Raw genomic sequence first — 20,600 nt, 5'->3', positions numbered from 1 at the left:
CGAGAGAATCCATCCACCCCACGATAGGGACCCCGCGGACGCGTCACCTCGGGGGCTCCTTGGAACCGGAACCGTACTTCTTCCTCAGCTACGCACGCAGGCGCGGACCCAAAGTCCTCGTCAAGCGTTTTTACGACGACCTGTGCGCGGAATTGCGCCAAGAATTACGGCGATTACACCAGGGCAATGCCGTGCCCTTCGACCGCCCATTCCTCGACGTACAGTCCATTCAAGTCGGACAGGACTGGAACGCGGCCCTCGGCGAAGCCCTCGGACACTGCCGCACGATGCTTGCCCTCTACACCCCCGACTACTTCAGAAGCGACTTCTGCGGCCGCGAGTGGAAGGCGTTCGAGGACCGGCAGCGCAGCCACAGAGAAGTGACGGGAGTGGACGCGAAGGCGCTCATCCCCGTTCTGTGGGAGCCGGTGCAGAACATCCCCCCGGGCGCGGCCCACATCCAGTACGACAACCTCGATCTCGGCGAGAACTACGCGCAATGGGGCCTGCGCCGCATCCTGGTCGCGGACCCCGGCGGCGAGGAGTATCGCCGCATCGTGAACCTCATCGCGCACCAGATCCTCATCGCCGCCGAACACTTCCGCATACGGCCCGTCAACGGCCTGGACATCAGTGGCCCGGACTCCGCGGGCCCCTTCCCGTCCGCCACCGAACGCGCCGAACCGGGCAGCCGGGCCCTGCTGTTCGTGGCCGCCCGGACCTCGGCGAACGCCCACCGGAAGGCGACGGACCCGGGCTGCCACGGGGAGAGCCCGACCGACTGGAACCCCTACCACGCCGATTCTCCGGAACCGCTGGCCGAGAGAGCGAGCCTCCTGCTGAGAGAGCGTGGCTTCACCGTACGGACCGAGATCGTCTCGGACGTGCTCGGCGCCACGCTGGACGAGGCTCGGGGGCAGGGGCAGGTCGCGGTCCTCCTGGTGGAGGCCTCGGCCGCCGCGGACGAGCCGTACGGACGAGCGCTCCGCGCCTACGACCGGAGCAATCATCCGGGCAGCGCGGCCATAGTCCCGTGCGCCCCCGACGAGGCGGGTGACGGCCCCCGGAGCAAGGCTTACTGGGAGGCGGTCCGTGGCGCCCTTCCGTTCAACTGGGCGAAGGGAACCGGGGATCCCCTGCCGTTACTGCAGTCGGGGATAGGTTCGGACGATTTCGACGGAGCCCTGCACGCCGTGGTCGCGAAGGCGCAGAACCATCTCGTCTCCTTTCTCGAGACCCTCACGTTCACCTCTCTGGAGATGTCCCGGATCACGTCCGCCTCGCTCCCCGTGCTGACCACGGCGGCCACCCCGCGCACCCGTACCGGGCTGGCACCCCCGATCACTGCCCGCGCCTCCTCCACACCGCAGCCCTTTGAGAAGGAGCAGGAAGATGACCCATGACGACCGCGGCCGGGGCACCATCATCACCTTCTACTCCTTCAAGGGCGGTACGGGCCGCACCATGGCGCTGGTCAACACCGCCTGGATCCTCGCCAGCAACGGTCTGCGCGTCCTCGTCGTGGACTGGGACCTCGAAGCCCCCGGACTGCACACCTATCTCCAGCCCCTGCTCGCCGACCCCGAACTCACCGAGAGCGCGGGAGTCATAGAGATGGTCAGCGACTTCGCCCGGCACGCGGTCACCCCACGGGTGGGCTCCGGCGTCGACGGCGGGGGCGCGGCCGGTCCACCCCGGCCCAACGGGGGCGGCCTGCCCGAGGAACCCGACCACCGGGAACGGGCCCGCGTCGACCGGTACGCCGTCGGCACGGAACTACGGCTGCCGCCGGGCGGAAAACTGGACCTGCTGCCCGCCGGCGTACAGGACCCGGACACCTATGCGGTCACCGTCAGCACCTTCGACTGGGGCACCTTCTACCGCATGGGCGGCGCCGACTTCCTCACCGCGCTCCGCGACGACATGGCCGCACGCTACGACTACGTCCTGATCGACAGCAGGACCGGCCTCAGCGACACCGCGAGCATCTGCACGGTCGTCATGCCGGACATCGTCGTGGACTGCTTCACCCTCAGCCGTCAGGGCGTCAACGGCGCCGCGCACGTCGCACGTTCGATCCGCCGCGTCTCCCACACCCAGCGCGACATCCGTATCGTCCCCGTCCCCATGCGTGTCGAGGACGCCGGCCGCGACCGCCTGGAAGCGGGCCGCTACCAGGCACGCAGCCTGTTCGCCCCCTTCCTGGACTGGGTGCCGTCCGAGGAGCAGGACCAGTACTGGAGCAGCGTCGAGATCCCGTACAAACCCAGCTACGCGTACGAGGAGATCCCCGCGACCGTGGGGGAGCGCCGCCAGGACGGCACCCTGCTGGCCGCGTTCGAACGGCTGACCGCCCGGCTCACCGACAACCGGGTGACCCGTCTGAGCAACATGCCGGAGCCGTACCGCCAGACGCTGCGCGCGGAGTACGAGCGGACCTCCCCGATCATGCGCAAGGACTTCTACGTCAGCTACGCCGCGACCGACCGGCTGTGGGCCGACTGGACCGTCACCGTGCTCCGGGCGGCCGGCTACGAGGCGACGCTCGCCCCGATCGAGGTGGACGACGTCACGGCCGGCTCCGTCACCCCGACGGGCCTCGACCGCACTCTGGCCGGTGAGGGACGCATGGTCGTGCTGCTCTCCCCGCAGTACACAGCGCTGCCCCACGCGCGGGAGATCTGGCAGCGGACCAGCCGCAGGGATCCGTCCGGCCAGATCGGCATGATCGTCCCGCTGAGGGTCGACGACACACCACCCCCGCCCGAGTTCGCGCCCCTTTCGGCCGTCAGCCTTGCGAGTGTCACCGCCGAGGAGGCCGTGGCCCGCCTCCTGACCACCGTCGACCGCGCCGGTTCGGTCGAACCGGGGTCCCGTCCCGCCGCCGTCGGACTGGCGGCGGCGGCCCGGCTCCCCGGTACTCCACCGCAGGTCATCGGGGGCCGACCGCAGCGCAACGCCGTCTTCACCGGCCGCCGGACACTCATCGAACGACTGCGCGACAGCCTGCTCTCCGGCCCCACCGCCGTGCTGCCACAGGCGCTCTACGGACTGGGCGGCGTGGGGAAGACGCAGCTCGCGCTCGAGTACGCGTACCGCTTCGAGTCGGACTACGATCTCGTCTGGTGGATCAACGCCGCGGAGCCGACGCAGATCCGCCAGGACCTGAACACGCTGGCCGGGCATCTCGGTGTGCCCCTTGGTGGCAAGGACTTGACGGCCGTATGCAACGAGGTTCTGGACAAGCTGCGTCGCGGCACCCCCCACGCGCGTTGGTTGCTCGTGTACGACAACGCCGAGAAACCGGCCGACCTGGATGGTCTGGTTCCGGTCAGTGGGCCCGGTCACCACATCCTCATCACCTCGCGAAATCCCGCCTGGGCCGAACGCGCCGCGCGCATCGAGGTGGACCTCTTCACCCGTGAGGAGAGCGTCGCCCTGCTGCGCCGCTACAACCAGGCACTCGAACCCGCAGAAGCGGCTCGAGTGGCCGAGGAACTCGGGGACTTCCCGCTGGCCGTGAGCCTCGCCGCCGCCTCACTCCAGGAATCGGCGATGCCCGTGGACACCTATGTGGAGATGCTCCGTACCCAGATGACCGACATCCTGCGCAGCCAGTCTGCCCCCGACTACCCGACCTCGGCAGCGGCCAGCTGGTCACTCGATCGGCTGAAGTCCCGCACGCCCGCCGCGGCCGCACTGCTCCAACTGTGCGCGTTCTTCGGGCCGGATCCGATCCCACGGGACATGCTCAGCAGCCGACCCGCCCTCGAACTGCTCGAACGGCACGACCCCAGCCTCTCCGACCCGCTGCTGATGAGCCGGCTCTACGGCGAGATCGTCCGCAACGGCCTCGCCCAGGTCGACCAGCGGACCGACACGCTGACCCTGCACCGACTGATCCAGCGGGTCCTGCGGGACCAGCTCACCCCCGACGAGCAGACCGCCATGCGCGAACGGGCCCAGGCCGTACTGGGCCAGGCCAACCCCAAGGACCCCGACGAGTCCGACACCTGGCGGCGGTACGCCACCCTGCTTCCGCACCTGTGGCCCACCCAGGCCAAGGAGAGCGACAACCTCCCGGTACGGCAGTGGATCTGCGACACCGTCCGCTACCTCTGGCGCAGCGGCGACGCCGACACCGCCGACAGCACCGCCGAACGGGTCCTCGCCAGCTGGCTGCCCCGCTTCGGTGAGGACGACGCGCTCGTCCTGCGGCTGCGCACCGAACTCGGCAACGCCCTCCGCGACCAGGGCCGCCTGCCCGAGGCGTACGAGGTGACACGAGACGTCTACGAGCGGGGCAGCGCGATTCTCGGCGGGGACCACCCCTACACCCTCGGCGCCGCCATGAGCCTCGGCGCCGACCTGCGCGGTGTCGGCCGGTACGCCGACGCCATGGAGAGCGACCGGGAGACCCTGCGGCGGACCCGGCGGATCTTCGGCGACAGCCACCAGCGGACCCTCCAGGCGGCCAACAACCTCGCCGTGTCCGAGTTCCTGTCCGGCAACCGGCAGGCCGCCCGCGAGACCAACCGGGACATCCTCAAACAGCGCCGCGAGATCTTCGGACCCGACCAGCGCTCCACCCTCAACTCCGCCACCAACTACGCCCGCGACCTCCGTGCCGCCGGAGCGTTCCGGGAGGCGTCGAAGCTCATCGAGGACACGCTGAAGCGCAGCCGCCGCGCGCTGGGGCCCGACCACCTGATCACCTTCCGGGCCTCCCTCGGCGCCGCCATCCTGTACCGGAGGCAGGGCGAGTACGAGAAGGCCTACACCGCGACGAACGAGACGTTCGAGCAGGCGCTCAAGCAACTGGGCCCCGACCACCCCGACACCCTGGCCGTCGCGACGAACCTGAGCGCGGACCTGTACGACCGGGGGGAGTCCGTTCGGGGCCGCGAGCTGGCCAAGGAGACCCTCGACCGCTACGAGCGCCGCTTCGGTCCCGACCACGTCTTCACCCTCGCCTGCGCCACCAACCTGGCCGTCCTGCTCCGGCTGACCGGTGAGCCGGAGGCCGCCCTGGAGCTGTCGACCCGCACCGTCGACCGCTTCCGCCGCCTCCTCGGCCCGCGCCACCCCTACACCCTCACCTGCCGGCTGAACCACGCGACGGACCTGTCCGAGAACGGCGCGCACGCACGGGCCGTGAAGGCGGGCCGTGAGGCGCACGAGGGACTGACCGAGGTCCTCGGCCCCGATCACTACCTCGCCATCGCCGCGGCCTCGAACCTGGCGGCCGCACTGCGGCGGGACGACTCGGACGAGGCCGAACTGCTGCACGAGGAGGCCGGCCGGCTCCACGAAGAGGCGGAACGGCGCGCCCGCGAGAGCCGGGAACTCGGCGGCGACCATCCCATGACCCGGGCGGTCACCCGCTGGCAGCCGATCGACGCGGACATCGAGCCGCCGGTCACCTGACGGCCGGCGCGTCGGACGGAGCACGAGGAACAGCGACCGGACCCCGCGGGCGATCCCGCCCGCGGGGTCCGGTTGCTTCGGGTTCGCCGGCCGCGGTCACGGTCGCGGTCACCGTCACGGTCGCCGGGTGTTCACTCGACGGTCGTCCGTATGTCTGAGATCGGCGGCGGCAGGGTAGGACCTTCGATGCCGTCGATGCGGTGCGGCATGCTGGGGGGCGCCTTGGATCAGCCGTATTTCTTTCTCAGTTACGCCAGGCGGGACGACCGGGCGGCGTATGTGGGGCGGTTCTACGAGGACCTGCTGGAGGCCCTCGACCTCCCGGGCTCGGTATCGGCCCGGCAGCCCACCTTCCGTGACGTCGTCAACATCATGCTCGGCGACGACTGGCTGCTGGAGCTGAGCCGCGCTGTCGGCTCCTGCAAATCCATGGTCGCGCTCTACTCGCCGGCGTACTTCCGCAGCGAGTACTGCGGCAAGGAGTGGACCCACTTCGCCGCACGGGTGAAGCGCTACCAGGAGAAGACCTCCGTGCCGCCGCGCGCGCTGGTCCCGGTGCTCTGGGAGCCGGTGCCGCAGCGCAGGATGCCCGCCGAGGTCAAGGCCGTGCAGTACACGGAACCGGGGCTGGGGCAGGAGTACCTCCGGCACGGGCTGCTGCAACTGATGCAGTCGGACCCGGGCGGACCCGCGTACCGGCATGTCGTCGAGGAGATCGCCCGCCGGGTGCGCGACGCGGCGGACCCCTTCAACCTTCCCGTCGACGCGCCTCCCGCCTTCGACCTCTCCGAGGTCCGGGGCTGTTTCCCCGTCAACGAGACGCCGGAACTCACCGGCCACGTACGGATATTCGTCGCGGCCTGCACCAAGGAGCAGCCCCCGCTGGGCCGTTCGCACACCGCGTACTACGGGGAGGCGCCGTGGATGTGGGCGCCCTACAGCCCGCCGCGGGTCCCGACCGTCGTGGAGCGGGCCAGGCGGGTCATCACCGGCGACGGGCACACCACGAGCGTCGAGGCGGTGAGCCCCCAGTTGATCCGCCATCTCAACCGGGCCCGCCACCTCAACCAGGCGTGTGTCCTGCTCGTCGACGCCTGGTCGGCGCGCGAGGCGCCGTACCGGGGGGCGCTGCGCAGATACGACGAGCTGTACCACCCGACGACCGCGGTCCTGGTGCCCTGCCACGAGCACGACAGGGAGTCGGGCGCGGAGAACGAGGCGCTGTGGGACGCGGTCAGAAGGGTCTTCGAACGGAACTGGATGCGGCGCAACGACCCCCATGACCCGGTCTTCTGGGCCCCCGTGGACCAGCACGAGTTCGACGACATGCTGGCCCGGGCGGTGACGGTCACGCAGAACCGGATCGCCGCCAGCGGCCATGTCCGACGCCTGCCGCCGGGTGAGCCCCCGCCGTCGATGCCCCGCCTCTGACCGCCCGCCCCCGCCGACCACCGCCCGGCCGACCGCCCGGCCGCCCGACGAACCGTACGCCCGATGACCACGACTGCCCAGGAGACCGGATGAGCCCCTCCAGCGCCCCGGACGGCCGAGGCCAGGTCGTCACCTTCTACTCGTTCAAGGGCGGCGTCGGCCGCACCATGGCCCTGGCCAACGTGGCCTGGATCCTGGCCAGTCGGGGCAAACGCGTGCTGGCCGTCGACTGGGACCTGGAGGCCCCGGGCCTGCACAGCTACTTCCACCCACTGCTCACCGACCCCGAACTGCGCGACACCGACGGGCTGATCGACCTGCTGCGCGCCTACCAGCAGGCGGTGCTCCTGCCCGGCCGCGAGGAGGTCCCGCAGGACGACGGCTGGTTCCGCCGGACGCTCGACCTCACACCGTACGTCGTCGGCCTCGACCTCAGATTCGCGAGCGGCGGACGGCTGGACTTCCTGCCCGCCGGGCGGCAGAACGCCGCCTACTCGGACTCCGTGACCTCCTTCGACTGGCACGCCTTCTACGAACGGCTCGGCGGCGGATCGTTCCTGCTGGAGATGCGCGAGGAGATGGCCGCCCGCTACGACTACGTCCTGATCGACAGCCGCACCGGCGTCACCGACAGCTCGGGCATCTGTACGGTGCTCCTCCCGGACACCCTCGTCCTGGGCTTCGTCTACAACGTGCAGAACATGCGCGGCTCCGCGCACGTGGCCCGCGCCGTGACCAAGGGCTCCCGCCGGCCGATACGCCTGCTGCCGGTGCCCATGCGCGTCGAGGACGCGGAGCGCGAGCGCCTGGAGATCAGCCGCGACCGCGCCCGGGAGGTCTTCGGCGGCCATCTGTCGTGGCTGGAGGAGGGCAGCGTCGAACGGTACTGGGGCGATGTGGAGATCCCGTACAAGACGTTCTACGCGTACGAGGAGATCGTCGCGCCCGTCGGTGACCGTCCGTTGCAGGAGGGCACCGTGCTCAAGGCCTGCGAACGGCTCACGGACTGGCTCACCGACGGCGAGGTCCGTCGCGGCGTCCCCCTGCCCGACGAGGACCGGCAGAGGCTGCTCACCGCGTACATGAACAAGAGCCGGGCCATCAGCGCCTGTCTCTTCGTCAGCTACGCGCCCGAGGACCGGGTCTGGGCGGAGTGGGCGGCCTGGCACCTGGAATCCGCCGGCTTCCGTGTGACCCTGCACGACATCACCGCCACCCCGCCCGGCGAGACCGCCCCGGAGGTGGTGCGTGCCCTGGCGGAGGAGGGCAGGGTCCTCGCCCTGCTGTCCGAGGCGTACGCCGAGGTGCCGCAGTCCGCCGCGCTCTGGCGGGCCCTGACCGGCCGAGAGCGCGCGCTGGCGCCCGAACTGATCGCCGTCCGCGTGCACGGCGGCGAACGGGCCCTGGACCCGCCCTTCGACCTCGCCGCCGCCCCCAGCATCGCCCACCTCACGTCGGTGAACGCGGTACGGCGGCTGCGCCAGAGCGTCGGCCCGCCGCCGTCGGCACCGACCCCGGCACGCGGAACCCCCACCCTTCTGACCCCGGAACCCCCGCGCTATCCGGGCACCAACCCGCCCGTCGAGTCGCTGCCCCCGAGGAACAACGGCTTCACCGGCCGGAACGCGTTGCTGCACGAGCTGCGGGACCGGCTCACCACCGCCGAGGACTCCGCCTCGCCCCAGGTGCTCGTCGGCCTCGGCGGGGTCGGCAAGACACAGACGGCACTGGAGTACACCTATCGCTTCCGCGGTTCCTACGACGTGGTGTGGTGGGTTCCGGCCGCCGAACCCACCGTCATAGCAAGCGAGTTGGCCCGTCTCGCACCCCAACTCGGCATCGAACACGGCGAGGACACCGCGCTCACCGCCCAACGGGTGCTCAGAGCCCTGGCCGGCGGGACTCCGTACCGCAGCTGGCTGATCGTGTTCGACAGCGCGGGCTCACCGGAGGAGACCGCCGAGTGGCTCCCCGCCGAGACGCCGCCGGGCGGACATGTGCTCGTCACCTCCCGCGACCGCACCTGGGAAGAGGCCGGAGACGTCCTGGCGGTCGAGGTGTTCAGCCGGTCCGAGAGCGTGGCCCTCCTCGCGCGGCACAACCCGGGCCTCGCCCCGGACAGCAGCCGGCAGATCGCCCACGAACTCGGCGATCTCCCGCTCGCCGTCCACCAGGCAGCCGTATGGCTGAGCGCCACGGCCATGCCCGTCGACCGGTATCTGCGACTGCTGCGCACCCACGCGACCGAGCTGCTCAAGCGCACGGAGAAACGCTCGCTGGAAATGGCGGGCTGGCTGGTGTCGTTGGAGGAGATCCGGGCCAACAGCCCGGCGGCGGCGGACCTGTTGGAGATCTGCTCCTTCTTCGGCGCCGATCCCGTCCCCATGGAACTGCTCTACACCCGCTCCCTGATGGACGCCCTCACCCTCGACGAGGACGAGCCCCGGGACGAGGTGACCATCAGTGAGGTCTTCCAGGAGATCAACCGGTTCGGGCTGGCCCAGGCGGACCAGGAGGAGGGCACGGTCGTCGTCCACCGCCTGGTACAGGCCGAGATCCGCCACTCGATGCCCCTGGAACGACGCCTGGAGCTGCGGGCCGTGGTGCACTCCGCGCTGGCCGCAGGCAACCCCAAGTCCCCTGGCGCGCCCGAGAGTTGGTCGCGCTACGCACAGCTCCTGCCCCATCTGTGGCCCAGCCGGGCGGTACGCAGCGACGATCCCGAGGTGCAGCAGTGGATCATCGACACGGTCCGCTGTCTGTGGCGCCGCAATCTGCTGGGGTCCGCCCGGGACACCGCCGAGCGCGTCCTCGCCGAGTGGACCGAACGCCTGGGCCCGGACGACATCCAGGTACTGAGCCTGCGCACCCAGCTCGGCAACATCCTGCGCTCACAGGGCGCCTCACGCGACGCCTGGGACAACGACCTCGACGTCCACCGACGGCTGGCGGCCCTCATGGGCCCCGGCCGCCGCCGTACGCTGATCGCCGCCGCGAACGTCGCCGCCGACCTCAACGCCCTGGGCCGTTACGCCGAGGCCCGGGAGTGGGACCGGGCCACGTACGAGGCCAGCAAGGCGGTGTGGCCCCCCGACGACCTGCGGCTGTCCATGCACGCCAGCAATCTCGGGGTCTCCGAGTATCTGTGCGGGGACCGGCGCGCGGCACTGGAGATCCACCGGCGCGTCTACCGCGACCGCCTCGACCTCAAGGGCCCGACCGACATCTACACCCTCAGCGCGGCCTCCAACTACGCCCGCGACCTGCGCGAGACCGGCGACCTCCGGGCCGCGCTCGCGCTGCTGGAGGAGACCTGCCAGTTGCTGTGGGAGCGGCTCGGCCCGCGCCACGCCCAGACCCTGTCCACCCAGCGGAACCACGCGGTGGCGCTGCGCCGGGCCGGCCGCTACGAGGAGGCCCGTGAACTCGTCGCGTCCGTCCATCTGATGTACGCGGAGGACCGGGGCCGCGACCACCCGGACACCCTGGCCGCCCGTGCCGACCTGGCCAATGTGCTCGCGGCGCTCGGCGACGTCGACACCGCCCGCGACCACGCCGATCACATCCTGACCCGTCAGCGGCAGACCCTCGGGGAGTCGCACCCCTACACCCTCGGCTGCCAGAACAACCTGGCGATCTATCTGCGGCTCGGCGGCCACGCGGCGGCCGCCCGTGCCACCTCCGAACGCGCCCTGCGAGCGCTGACCGACACCCTCGGAGAACGGCATCCGTACACCCTGGACGCGATGATCAACCATGCCAACTGCCTGGTCGACACCGGTGAGACGGAAGCCGCCATCGCCCTCGAACGCGAGGCCCTCGCAGGGGTGTTGGAGACTCTGGGCGCCGATCACTACGACGTCGTCACCCTGCGTTCCAACCTCGCGGTCGACCTCGCGGGGGCTGGTGTGACGCAGGAGTCGGAGGAGCACTACAGTGGGGCCCTGCAACTCGCCGCCCAGACCTTGGGAGTGGACCACCCGACCTACGAGGCGGTGGACAGCGGGGTGCGACTGGACGCGGACATCGAGCCACCCTTCACCTTCTGATTCCGTGCCCCGGGGAGCGGTGTGAGTCCCATCCGGAAGGGTGAGGTCTTCTTTACGGTGCTTTGTGTTGATTCCTGCCGTTTTCCTTAGCTTCGCTGCTATTCTCCGCTCACCGCCACGGGCGCCGTCCGCCGGGCGGCACCCCCGTGTCAGCATGGCCCCTAGGAGTGCGGTGTCACCCTTCTTGTCCTCGCCGGATGTGTCTGCGGGACGCGCCCCTGCCGGCGCGGGTCCGATCAGGCCTGCCGAGGGCCACCCCGGTACCGTCGTCGAGGACAGCGCCCTCGGTCATGTGCTGCGTCGTGTCGCCTGGGAGGCCGCGCATCCGGAGGTTTCGTATCTCGCCGAGTTCGAGTCCTCGCTCGCGGGCGAAGCGGAAGCGTCGATGGGGTGACGTCCCCGTCGGTCCGTTCGACTCCCGTGTCCCCGCGTCCCGTGTCCTTACGGCAGTTCGTGCTCAAGGTGCACAGCCGCTGCAACCTGGACTGCGACTACTGCTACGTCTATCACTCCGCCGACACCAGCTGGCGTGCCAAGCCCCGGGTCATGGAACCGGTCGTCGCCGAGCAGGTGGCCCGGCGTATCGCGGAGCACGCGGTGACTCATGGGCTGCCCGACGTCCGGATGGTGCTGCACGGTGGGGAGCCGCTGCTGCTCGGGGCGGGGCGGTTGCGGGAGTTGCTGGAGATTCTCCGGGCCGGGCCGGAGCGGGTGGGTGTGCCCGTCCGGTTCTCGATGCAGACCAACGGTGTGCTGCTCACCCCCGACATCCTGGACGTGCTGCACCGTTGTCGGGTGGGCGTGAGCGTCAGCGTCGACGGCACCCGCGCCGGCCACGACCGGCACCGGCGCTTTCCGGCGGGTGAGGGGAGTCACCGGCGGGTGATGGAGGGGCTGGGGCGGCTGGGTTCCGCCGAGTATCGCTCCTTGTACGCGGGCCTGCTGTGCACGATCGACCTGGCCAACGACCCCGTCGACACCTACGAGGCCCTGCTCGCCTCCCGTCCGCCCCGCATCGATCTCCTGCTGCCACACGGCACTTGGGACACACCGCCCCCGGGCCTCGCGCATCGGCGCGACCGTACGCCGGCCGCGCCGCCGGTCGACGCCGGGGGCGCGACGGCTCACCAGGGGGAGGCGCCGTACGCCGACTGGCTGCGGCAGGTGTTCGACCGCTGGTACGACGCCCCCGTTCGGGAGACCGGGGTGCGGCTCTTCGAGGAGCTGATGGCGGGCATGCTGGGCGGCTCGATCCGTACCGAGTCCGTCGGGCTGGCCCCGGCGACGCTGGCCGTCATCGAGACCGACGGCTCCATCGAGCAGTCCGACTCCCTCAAGGTCGCCTACGCGGGGGCGCCGGAGACCGGGCTCGACGTCTTCCGGCACACCCTCGACGACGTCCTCGACCAGCCGGTCATCCGGCAACGGCAGTCCGGAGCCGCTGGGTTGGGACCGACCTGCGGGGGCTGCCCGCTGCTCGCCGTCTGCGGGGGCGGTCTCTTCGCCCATCGGTACGCCTCCGCGAGCGGCTTCCGCAATCCGTCCGTCTACTGCGCCGACCTCGCCGCGCTGATCCTGCACATCCGCGACCGGCTACGAGCCGATCTGACCGGGGCGTCGCGGGGTCTGCCCGAACCCGACGTCCGGGGTGCGCGGGGCAGGGGTCCGGGCGTCGTGGGGTAGGGTTTACCTGCGCGTTCACACAACACTTCGTGTACGACGCGACGGGACGTGGCGCAGCTTGGTAGCGCACTTGACTGGGGGTCAAGGGGTCGCAGGTTCAAATCCTGTCGTCCCGACTCGAAAGAGTCGCAAGAGTACGCAGCTCAGGGGCCGTTTTGGAGTCATCCGAAACGGCCCCTTGGTTATTGGTTCACCCTCAGCCGCCCCCGTCGAGGTCGTCACGGCGGCGCAGCACGCTCAGTTCTTCGCCGTCGAGCCGCATCTCGTAGAGCTTGCCGCGGGCGTTCTCGAAGGGGCGGTGGAGGATCATCAGCAACCGGCCGTCGAAGGTGTGGAACAGCATGCCGTGGCCGCTGTCCTCCCTTACCAGGGGCCGCCGTTGGGTCCACGGCCCCTCGATCCCGCCGGACGCGGAGACGGCGTAGGTCTGCACATAGCCGCCGCTGACGGTGCCGTCGTCGCCGGCCACGTTCTTCTCGTACGTCGACCACAGCATCAGCAGGGAGCCGTCGGGCGTCCGGTGCAGTTGGGGGCCGTCGGTGATGTACGGCGCGAGCTGGTGCGGCACCCCGGCGGGGATCTCCTCGCCGAGCCAGGACGCGTCCGAGGCCTTGAAGAGGAAGACCGGGTCGCCGAGGGTGCGGGTCAGGTCCGGGGCCAGCCGGATCGCCTCCATGGTGCCGTCGACGGTCTGCAGCCACTCGTGCGCGTACACCATCCAGGGCTGCCCGGACGGGTCTACGTAGAGGGTGCCGTCGAGGGTCATGAGGTGCGCGGGCGGGGTGGGGCGGGTGGGGTCCACGACGGTGAAGGGGCCCAGCAGGGAGTCGGACACGGCGGTGATAGTGCCGCGCATGTGGTTCGGGAGCTGGAAGGGCGTGCCCCACCGGCCGGCCGGCGGCACCTTGAGCGGCTTGTTCTCGTCGTGCAGCGTGGTGAACAGGTAGTACCTGCCGTTCCACGCGTGCACCTCCGGCGCCCACGCCCCGTCGGTCGCCCAGATCCCCTGCTGGTCGGCCGTCCGGAAGACGACGACGGGCCGTGTCCAGTCCCGCAGATCGGCGCTGCGGTAGACCATCGTGCCGGTGCCGTCCACACCCGAGACGGCCGGGTCGTTGGACGTGTAGAGGTGATAGGTGCGGGTCTCGGCGTCGGCGACGACGAACGGATCGTGCAGCGGCATGTCGGGAAGCCGCAGCTCCGCGAGGAGTCTGGGTTCGGTCTCGGTCACAGCCGAACAATAGTGAGCGCGGAACGGTCCGCGAAGGGCGTTGACTTTGCGTGCGCTTCAAGTTGAAGACTCCCCTTCGAGCCCGAGAGCCGGGCGGAACGGGAGGCGCCATCATGAAGTACCGCACGATCGGCAGTGATCCGGAGACCCGCCGCGAGGTGAGCGTGCTCGCGCTCGGCGCGATGCTGTTCGGCTCGCGGACGGACGAGAAGACGTCCTTCGCCCTGCTCGACCGCTATGTCGAGGCGGGCGGGAACTTCATCGACACGTCCGACAACTACGCGTTCTGGACCGACGGCGGACAGGGCGGCCAGAGCGAGGAACTGCTCGGCCGGTGGCGGCGCAGCCGGGGCGTGGGCGAGGAGATCGTCATCGCCACCAAACTCGGCGCCCGCCCCCTCGCGCCTGGCACCGGATATGTCGACAACGCCGAGGGCCTGTCGGCCAAGGTGATCCGGGAATCGGCCGAACGCAGCCGGGAACGCCTCGGCGTGGAGCGGCTCGACCTGCTCTACGCGCACATCGAGGACCGTACGGTGCCGGTCCGGGAGACCGTCGAGGGGTTCGCGGAACTCGTCGCCGAGGGCACGGTCGGACTGCTCGGCGTGAGCAACCACGCCGTGTGGCGGGTGGAGCGGGCCCGTGCCCTCGCCGCCGCGGCCGGGCTGCCCGGCTACGAGGTGCTCCAGTACCACCACAGCTATCTGCGGCCACGGACCGACATCCCCGGAGACCTCTGGGCGCACGGCACGCTCGGCGCCGCCACCGGCGAACTGCTGAGCTATCTGGAGGACGAACCGGACCTCACCCTGGTCGCGTACTCTCCGCTGCTCACGGGCGGGTACCTACGGCCGGACAGGCTCCAACGGGACTACAACCACCCGGGCACCCCCGCCCGGACGAAGGTGCTCGGCGAGGTGGCGCGGGAGACCGGCGCGACCGTCAACCAGGTCGTGCTCGCCTGGCAGTTGGGGGGACCGTTCCCGATCGTTCCGTTGGCCGGGGCGTCGTCGCTCGCCCAACTGGACGAGAACCTGGACGCGGTGGAGCTGGAGCTGACGGAGGAGCAGCGGGACAGGCTGGACACCACGCACTAGGCCGAGCTCGCGTCAGCGCACTGGGCCGAGCTCGCGTCAGTCCCGGCTGACGTTCGCCGTGAGCAGTCGGAGCAACTGCTTGGCCATGGTGTGCTGTTCGGGGGTCAGCCCCATGGCCGCACCGATGTCGACGGGGACGGTCCGGGCCCGCTCCTCCAACTGGGCGCCGGACTCGGTGAGCCGGATGGCGACGGAACGCTCGTCGTCCGTACGGCGTTCACGGCGCAGCAGCCCGCCGGCCTCCAGGCGTTTGAGGAGCGGGGACAGCGTGCTCGACTCCAGCTGCAGCGCGGCGCCCAGGTCGCGTACGGAGATCGAGTCCTGCTCCCACAGCACCAGCATGACCAGGTACTGCGGATAGGTGAGCCCCAGCTCGTCGAGCAGCGGCCGATAGCGGGCCGTGACCGCGCGCGAGGCGGCGTACAGGGCGAAACAGAGCTGGTCGTCCAGAAGCAGGCTGTGCCCCTGCGCCGGCTGTGCCCCGGTCGTGTCCACGATGTCGCCGACTGCGCTCACGGTGTCGCTCCTCCGCCCTGTGCTCCGCATGACGATGCTGATGATGCCCGACGATCTCCAACCCTACCGTCAGGCTCCCGGTTGCGGCGAGAGCTATTCAGTTGTGCACGACTTAATCGCGCGCTACTGTCATGGTGTGCCGCCGCCTCGGCGAACCCCGCCGGCCGAGCCTGCCCGTGGCACCCCACCCGAGGAGATCTGCCATGTCCGCAACCACCACCGGCATCGCCACCGCCACCGGTCCCCGCCCCGTCCTGGAGCCCGCCGCCGCTGCCTTCGCGGAGGCGACCGCGAACCCGCCGTACCTCTTCGACCTCGGTCCGGTGGAGGGCCGTAAGACCGTCGACGAGGTGCAGTCGGGGGACGGCATCGAGAAGCCGGCCGTCGACGAGGAGTGGGTGACCGTGCCGGGCGGGCCCACCGGCGAGGTCAGGGCCCGGATCGTCCGCCCCGCGGGCGCCCGGGGCACGCTCCCGGTGATCCTTTACATCCACGGCGCCGGCTGGGTGTTCGGCAACGCCCACACGCACGACCGGCTGGTGCGTGAGCTGGCCGTGGGCGCCCGGGCCGCCGTGGTCTTCCCCGAGTACGACCTCTCGCCCGAGGCCCGCTATCCGGTCGCCGTCGAGCAGAACTACGCGGTGGCCCGCTGGATCGTCGCCGAGGGCGCAGCTCACTACCTGGACGCCACCCGTATCGCCGTGGCCGGTGACTCCGTCGGCGGCAACATGACTGCCGCGCTGACCCTGATGGCGAAGGAACGGGGCGATGTCCCCCTGGTCCAGCAGGTGCTGTTCTACCCGGTGACCGACGCCGCCTTCGACACCGGCTCGTACGAACAGTTCGCCGAGGGCTACTTCCTGCGGCGCGACGCGATGCGGTGGTTCTGGGACCAGTACACGACCAGCGAGCAGGAGCGCGCCGAGATCACCGCCTCACCGCTGCGCGCCACCCCCGAGCAGCTCACGGGGCTCCCCCCGGCCCTCGTCGTCACCGCCGAGGCCGACGTGCTGCGCGACGAGGGCGAGGCGTACGCGAACAGGCTCCGCGAGGCCGGGGTGCCGGTGACCGCCGTGCGGTACCAGGGGATCATCCACGACTTCGTGATGCTCGACGCGCTGCGCGGGACGCACGCCGCCGAGGCCGCCATCGGGCAGGCGGTCGCGACCCTGCGGACGGCCCTCGGCACCGCCTGACCGTGCGGAGCCGGACGTGACAACGGACCGCCCCGGCCGGGAAGGATCCCGGCCGGGGCGGTCCGCTGTGCGCTGGGCGCTGTGAGTGAGGCTCAGGCGAAGTTCGCCAGCGCCTCGTTCCACGTGGCCGACGGGCGCATGACCGCGGCGGCCTTGGCCGGGTCGGGCTGGTAGTAGCCGCCGATGTCGGCCGGCTTGCCCTGGACGGCGATCAGCTCGTCGACGATGGTCTGCTCGTTCGCCGTGAGGGTCTCGGCGAGCGGCGCGAAGGCCTTCGCGAGGTCGGCGTCGTCGGTCTGGGCGGCCAGCTCCTGGGCCCAGTACAGGGACAGGAAGAAGTGGCTGCCGCGGTTGTCGATGCCGCCGACGCGACGCGAGGGGGACTTGTCCTCGTTGAGGAAGGTCGCCGTGGCGCGGTCCAGGGTGTCGGCGAGGACCTTGGCCTTGGTGTTGCCGGTGGCCGTCGCGTACTGCTCCAGGGACGGGACCAGCGCGAAGAACTCACCGAGGGAGTCCCAGCGCAGGTAGTCCTCCTTGACCAGCTGCTGCACGTGCTTCGGGGCGGAGCCGCCGGCGCCCGTCTCGAAGAGGCCGCCGCCCGCCATCAGCGGGACGACCGACAGCATCTTGGCGCTGGTGCCCAGCTCCAGGATCGGGAACAGGTCGGTGAGGTAGTCGCGCAGCACGTTGCCGGTGACGGAGATCGTGTTCTCGCCGCGGCGGATGCGCTCCACCGACAGCTTGGTGGCCTCGACCGGGGCGAGGACACGGATGTCCAGGCCCTCGGTGTCGTGCTCCGGCAGGTAGGCGTTGACCTTGGCGATCAGGTTGGCGTCGTGCGCGCGGGTCTCGTCCAGCCAGAACACGGCCGGGTCGCCGGTGGCGCGGGCGCGGGTGACGGCCAGCTTGACCCAGTCGCGGATCGGGTCGTCCTTGGTCTGGCAGGCGCGGAAGATGTCACCGGCGGAGACCGTCTGCTCGATGACGACGTTCCCGGCCTGGTCGACGAGGCGGACCGTGCCCGTGGTCGGGATCTCGAAGGTCTTGTCGTGGGAGCCGTACTCCTCGGCCTTCTGCGCCATGAGGCCGACGTTCGGGACGGAGCCCATGGTCGACGGGTCGTAGGCGCCGTTGGCGCGGCAGTCGTCGACGACGACCTGGTAGACACCGGAGTACGAGGAGTCCGGGAGCACCGCGAGGGTGTCGGCCTCCTGGCCGTCCGGGCCCCACATGTGGCCGGAGGTGCGGATCATGGCCGGCATCGAGGCGTCGACGATGACGTCGGACGGCACGTGCAGGTTGGTGATGCCCTTGTCGGAGTCGACCATCGCCAGCGCCGGGCCCTCGGCCAGCTCGGCGTCGAAGGCGGCCTTGATCTCGGCGCCCTCCGGCAGGGCCTCCAGGCCCTTGAAGATCCCGCCCAGACCGTCGTTGGGGGAGAGGCCGGCCGCGGCCAGTTGCTCGCCGTAGCGCGCGAACGTCTTCGGGAAGAAGGCGCGCACCACGTGACCGAAGACGATCGGGTCGGAGACCTTCATCATCGTGGCCTTGAGGTGCACGGAGAACAGCACGCCCTCGGCCTTGGCCTTGGCGACCTGCGCGGTCAGGAACTCGCGCAGCGCGGCGACCCGCATCACGGAGGCGTCGACGACCTCGCCCGCGAGGACCGGTACGGACTCGCGCAGCACGGTGGTGGAGCCGTCGTCGCCGACCAGCTCGATCTTCAGGGAGCCGGCCTCGGAGATCACCGCGGACTTCTCGGTGGAGCGGAAGTCGTTCTCGCCCATGGTCGCGACGTCGGTCTTCGAGTCCGACGACCAGGCGCCCATGCGGTGCGGGTGGGTCTTGGCGTAGTTCTTGACCGAGGCGGGGGCACGGCGGTCGGAGTTGCCCTCACGCAGGACCGGGTTCACGGCGGAACCCTTGATCTTGTCGTAGCGGGCGCGGATCTCGCGCTCCTCGTCGGTCTTCGGGTCGTCCGGGTAGTCCGGCAGCGCGTAGCCCTGGCTCTGCAGCTCCGCGACGGCGGCCTTGAGCTGCGGGATCGACGCCGAGATGTTCGGCAGCTTGATGATGTTCGCCGCGGGCGTCTTGGCCAGCTCGCCCAGCTCCGAGAGGGCGTCCGCGATGCGCTGGCCCTCCTCCAGGTACTCCGGGAAGACGGCGATGATGCGCCCGGCCAGCGAGATGTCACGGGTCTCGACGGAGACACCGGCCTGCGAGGCGTACGCCTTGATCACGGGCAGGAACGAGTGGGTCGCCAGGGCGGGCGCCTCGTCCGTGTGTGTGTAGATGATGGTCGAGTCAGTCACCGGGTGCTCCGCTCCACGTCTGCAACATTGCTCGACATCAAGATATCTCGAACGGGGGAGCTACTCGACAGGGGCCGGGGTGTGGGGACCGCCACGGCGGGTGGTCTTCTCGGGTGCGGGTCCGGTGGGGCTTCTCGCGCAGTTCCCCGCGCCCCTGAAAAGCAGGGGCTGCGCCCCGTGCTTTTCGCCCTGAAAGGGCTGCAGGCCCGTCAGGGCCTGCAGCCCTTTCAGGGGCGCGGGGAACTGCGCGACCAGCCCCCACTCACCCGCACCCGACAGACTTCCCTCTTCCCTTACGGCGCCGTCTCGACGGCAGCCCCCCGCTGGTGCGGGATCTCCACGCCGCCGCCCCCCGTCTGCAGCGTGATCGCCCGCCGGGGCACCGGCACACTGATCCCCTCGGCCCGGTACCGCTTGTGCAGCCGCTTGATGAACTCGTGCTTGATCCGGTACTGGTCGCTGAACTCCCCGACCCCGAGGATCACGGTCATCCCGATCCGCGAGTCACCGAAGGTGTGGAACCGCACGGCCGGCTCATGATCGGGAACCGCCCCCTCCACCTCCTTCATCGTCTCGGCGATCACCTCGTTGGTCACCCGCTCCACATGCTCCAGATCGCTGTCGTAGCCGACCCCCACCTGCACCAGCAGCGTCATGTCCTGCTCGGGCTGGTTGAAGTTGGTCATGTTCGTGCCGGCGAGCTGCCCGTTGGGGATGATCACCAGGTTGTTGGAGAGCGACTTGATCGTCGTCTGCCGCCAGTTGATGTCGACGACATAGCCCTCCTCACCACTGCTCAGCTTGATGTAGTCACCGGGCTGGACCGTCTTCGAGGCGAGGATGTGGATGCCCGCGAAGAGGTTGGCGAGGGTGTCCTGGAGGGCCAGGGCCACCGCGAGACCACCGACACCGAGGGCGGTGACCAGCGGCGCGATCGGTATGCCCAGCGTCTGGAGGATCACCAGACAGCCGATGGCGAGGACCGTGACCCGGGTGATGTTCACGAAGATGGTGACCGAGCCGGCGACCCCGGCCCGCGACTGGGCGAGCGTGCGCACCAGACCGGCGATCACCCGGGCCGACGTGACGGTGGCGACGAGGATGAACAGCACCGTCAGCGACTGGTTCACGTTGTGCTGCACGGTCTTCGTCAGCGGCAGCACCGCCGCCGCGGCCGCCGCGCCGCCGACGAACGCGCCCCACGGCACCAGCGACCGCAGCGTGTCGACGATGACGTCGTCACCGCCCCAGCGGGTCTTCGTCGCGTGGCCGCCGAGCCAGCGCATCAGCAGCCGCAGCAGGAACGCGGCCAACAGGCCCGCGGCCAGGGTGATTCCGGCCACCAGGTAGTCGTCGAGGGTGAGGGCCCGGGTCATCGGTCGCCTCCCGAGGGACGCGGGGACCGGCCGGCGAGCCGTATGTCAGGTCCCATGGGCCGAATGTGATGTGTCGTCACTTGCCACCTGCTCGAATCCGTAATGCACGATCAGCACCTGCCCGGACGTGTGTACGACGTCGGGCGCGACCGCTCATCCTGCCGTATCCGCACAGGTGATCGGCACCGGACCTGCGCGGATCGGCCGACGGACCGGCCCCGCTTCCCGGGGATTGTCCGGATGTGCACCGCGGTACGGCCGCCTCCTCTTCCCCGGCCCGCG

Annotated in this window: 12 protein-coding genes and 1 tRNA gene; 9 read left to right on the top strand and 4 right to left on the bottom strand. The window is 70.4% G+C overall.

Annotated elements, in window-relative coordinates; genetic code table 11:
- The first annotated feature begins 59 nt into the window (after positions 1 to 59).
- The 7 genes from ACZ7MG_RS22095 (at position 60) to ACZ7MG_RS22065 (ending at position 12,706) form a co-directional block, all read left to right on the top strand.
- Entirely contained in the window at positions 60 to 1,403 is a 1,344-nt protein-coding gene (locus ACZ7MG_RS22095) for a TIR-like protein FxsC (protein ID WP_471391158.1), read from the top strand.
- Positions 1,393 to 5,427, top strand: coding sequence for an FxSxx-COOH system tetratricopeptide repeat protein (fxsT, locus tag ACZ7MG_RS22090; RefSeq protein WP_471391161.1), 4,035 nt, complete (start codon positions 1,393 to 1,395; stop codon positions 5,425 to 5,427). The genes ACZ7MG_RS22095 and fxsT (ACZ7MG_RS22090) overlap by 11 nt, the downstream gene beginning before the upstream one ends.
- A 222-nt stretch (positions 5,428 to 5,649) precedes the next feature.
- Positions 5,650 to 6,858 (top strand): TIR-like protein FxsC, encoded by a 1,209-nt coding sequence (locus tag ACZ7MG_RS22085; protein WP_471391164.1) that lies wholly within the window; start codon positions 5,650 to 5,652, stop codon positions 6,856 to 6,858.
- An 89-nt stretch (positions 6,859 to 6,947) separates the two neighbouring features.
- On the top strand, positions 6,948 to 10,907 hold the full coding sequence (gene fxsT, locus ACZ7MG_RS22080; RefSeq protein ID WP_471391166.1) for an FxSxx-COOH system tetratricopeptide repeat protein: 3,960 nt from the start codon (positions 6,948 to 6,950) through the stop codon (positions 10,905 to 10,907).
- 172 nt (positions 10,908 to 11,079) lie between these two features.
- Complete coding sequence (locus ACZ7MG_RS22075) at positions 11,080 to 11,301, top strand: hypothetical protein (protein WP_471391169.1); 222 nt, start codon at positions 11,080 to 11,082, stop codon at positions 11,299 to 11,301.
- A 41-nt stretch (positions 11,302 to 11,342) separates the two neighbouring features.
- Positions 11,343 to 12,590, top strand: coding sequence for an FxsB family cyclophane-forming radical SAM/SPASM peptide maturase (locus ACZ7MG_RS22070; RefSeq protein WP_471391172.1), 1,248 nt, complete (start codon positions 11,343 to 11,345; stop codon positions 12,588 to 12,590).
- Between the two features lie 42 nt (positions 12,591 to 12,632).
- A tRNA-Pro gene (locus ACZ7MG_RS22065) sits at positions 12,633 to 12,706 on the top strand.
- A gap of 80 nt (positions 12,707 to 12,786) precedes the next feature.
- Here the strand turns inward: ACZ7MG_RS22065 and ACZ7MG_RS22060 are convergent.
- Positions 12,787 to 13,773: a glycoside hydrolase family 43 protein gene (locus tag ACZ7MG_RS22060; protein ID WP_471391378.1), complete on the bottom strand. Its 987-nt coding sequence runs from the start codon at positions 13,771 to 13,773 to the stop codon at positions 12,787 to 12,789.
- Between the two features lie 161 nt (positions 13,774 to 13,934).
- On the opposite strand from ACZ7MG_RS22060, the gene ACZ7MG_RS22055 reads away from it, so the two are divergent.
- The gene (locus ACZ7MG_RS22055; RefSeq protein ID WP_471391175.1) at positions 13,935 to 14,918 is read left to right on the top strand and encodes an aldo/keto reductase; all 984 of its coding nucleotides are present in this window, start codon (positions 13,935 to 13,937) and stop codon (positions 14,916 to 14,918) included.
- 36 nt (positions 14,919 to 14,954) lie between these two features.
- Here ACZ7MG_RS22055 and ACZ7MG_RS22050 read toward each other — a convergent pair whose 3' ends face one another.
- The gene (locus ACZ7MG_RS22050) at positions 14,955 to 15,374 is read right to left on the bottom strand and encodes a MarR family winged helix-turn-helix transcriptional regulator (protein ID WP_471391381.1); all 420 of its coding nucleotides are present in this window, start codon (positions 15,372 to 15,374) and stop codon (positions 14,955 to 14,957) included.
- 263 nt (positions 15,375 to 15,637) lie between these two features.
- On the opposite strand from ACZ7MG_RS22050, the gene ACZ7MG_RS22045 reads away from it, so the two are divergent.
- The gene (locus ACZ7MG_RS22045; protein ID WP_471391177.1) at positions 15,638 to 16,630 is read left to right on the top strand and encodes an alpha/beta hydrolase; all 993 of its coding nucleotides are present in this window, start codon (positions 15,638 to 15,640) and stop codon (positions 16,628 to 16,630) included.
- A 92-nt stretch (positions 16,631 to 16,722) separates the two neighbouring features.
- Here ACZ7MG_RS22045 and ACZ7MG_RS22040 read toward each other — a convergent pair whose 3' ends face one another.
- Together ACZ7MG_RS22040 and ACZ7MG_RS22035 are read right to left on the bottom strand one after the other, a co-directional pair.
- Complete coding sequence (locus tag ACZ7MG_RS22040; RefSeq protein WP_471391179.1) at positions 16,723 to 18,942, bottom strand: NADP-dependent isocitrate dehydrogenase; 2,220 nt, start codon at positions 18,940 to 18,942, stop codon at positions 16,723 to 16,725.
- Between the two features lie 293 nt (positions 18,943 to 19,235).
- A complete protein-coding gene (locus ACZ7MG_RS22035) occupies positions 19,236 to 20,318 on the bottom strand; it encodes a mechanosensitive ion channel family protein (RefSeq protein WP_471391182.1) in 1,083 nt (360 codons plus the stop codon).
- Positions 20,319 to 20,600 lie beyond the last annotated feature (282 nt).

The organism is Streptomyces sp. NPDC107538, from assembly GCF_055657445.1.
The sequence above is the reverse complement of the archived record's forward strand: the minus strand, read 5'-3'. Positions and strand labels throughout refer to the sequence as shown.

Excerpts from the sequence above, each read along its gene's own strand:
- fxsT (WP_471391161.1), top strand. The coding sequence starts at position 1,393 with ATGACCCATGACGACCGCGGCCGGGGCACCATCATCACCTTCTACTCC.
- fxsT (WP_471391166.1), top strand. The coding sequence starts at position 6,948 with ATGAGCCCCTCCAGCGCCCCGGACGGCCGAGGCCAGGTCGTCACCTTC.
- ACZ7MG_RS22060 (WP_471391378.1), bottom strand. The coding sequence starts at position 13,773 with ATGCCGCTGCACGATCCGTTCGTCGTCGCCGACGCCGAGACCCGCACC.
- ACZ7MG_RS22055 (WP_471391175.1), top strand. The coding sequence starts at position 13,935 with ATGAAGTACCGCACGATCGGCAGTGATCCGGAGACCCGCCGCGAGGTG.
- ACZ7MG_RS22045 (WP_471391177.1), top strand. The coding sequence starts at position 15,638 with ATGTCCGCAACCACCACCGGCATCGCCACCGCCACCGGTCCCCGCCCC.
- ACZ7MG_RS22035 (WP_471391182.1), bottom strand. The coding sequence starts at position 20,318 with ATGACCCGGGCCCTCACCCTCGACGACTACCTGGTGGCCGGAATCACC.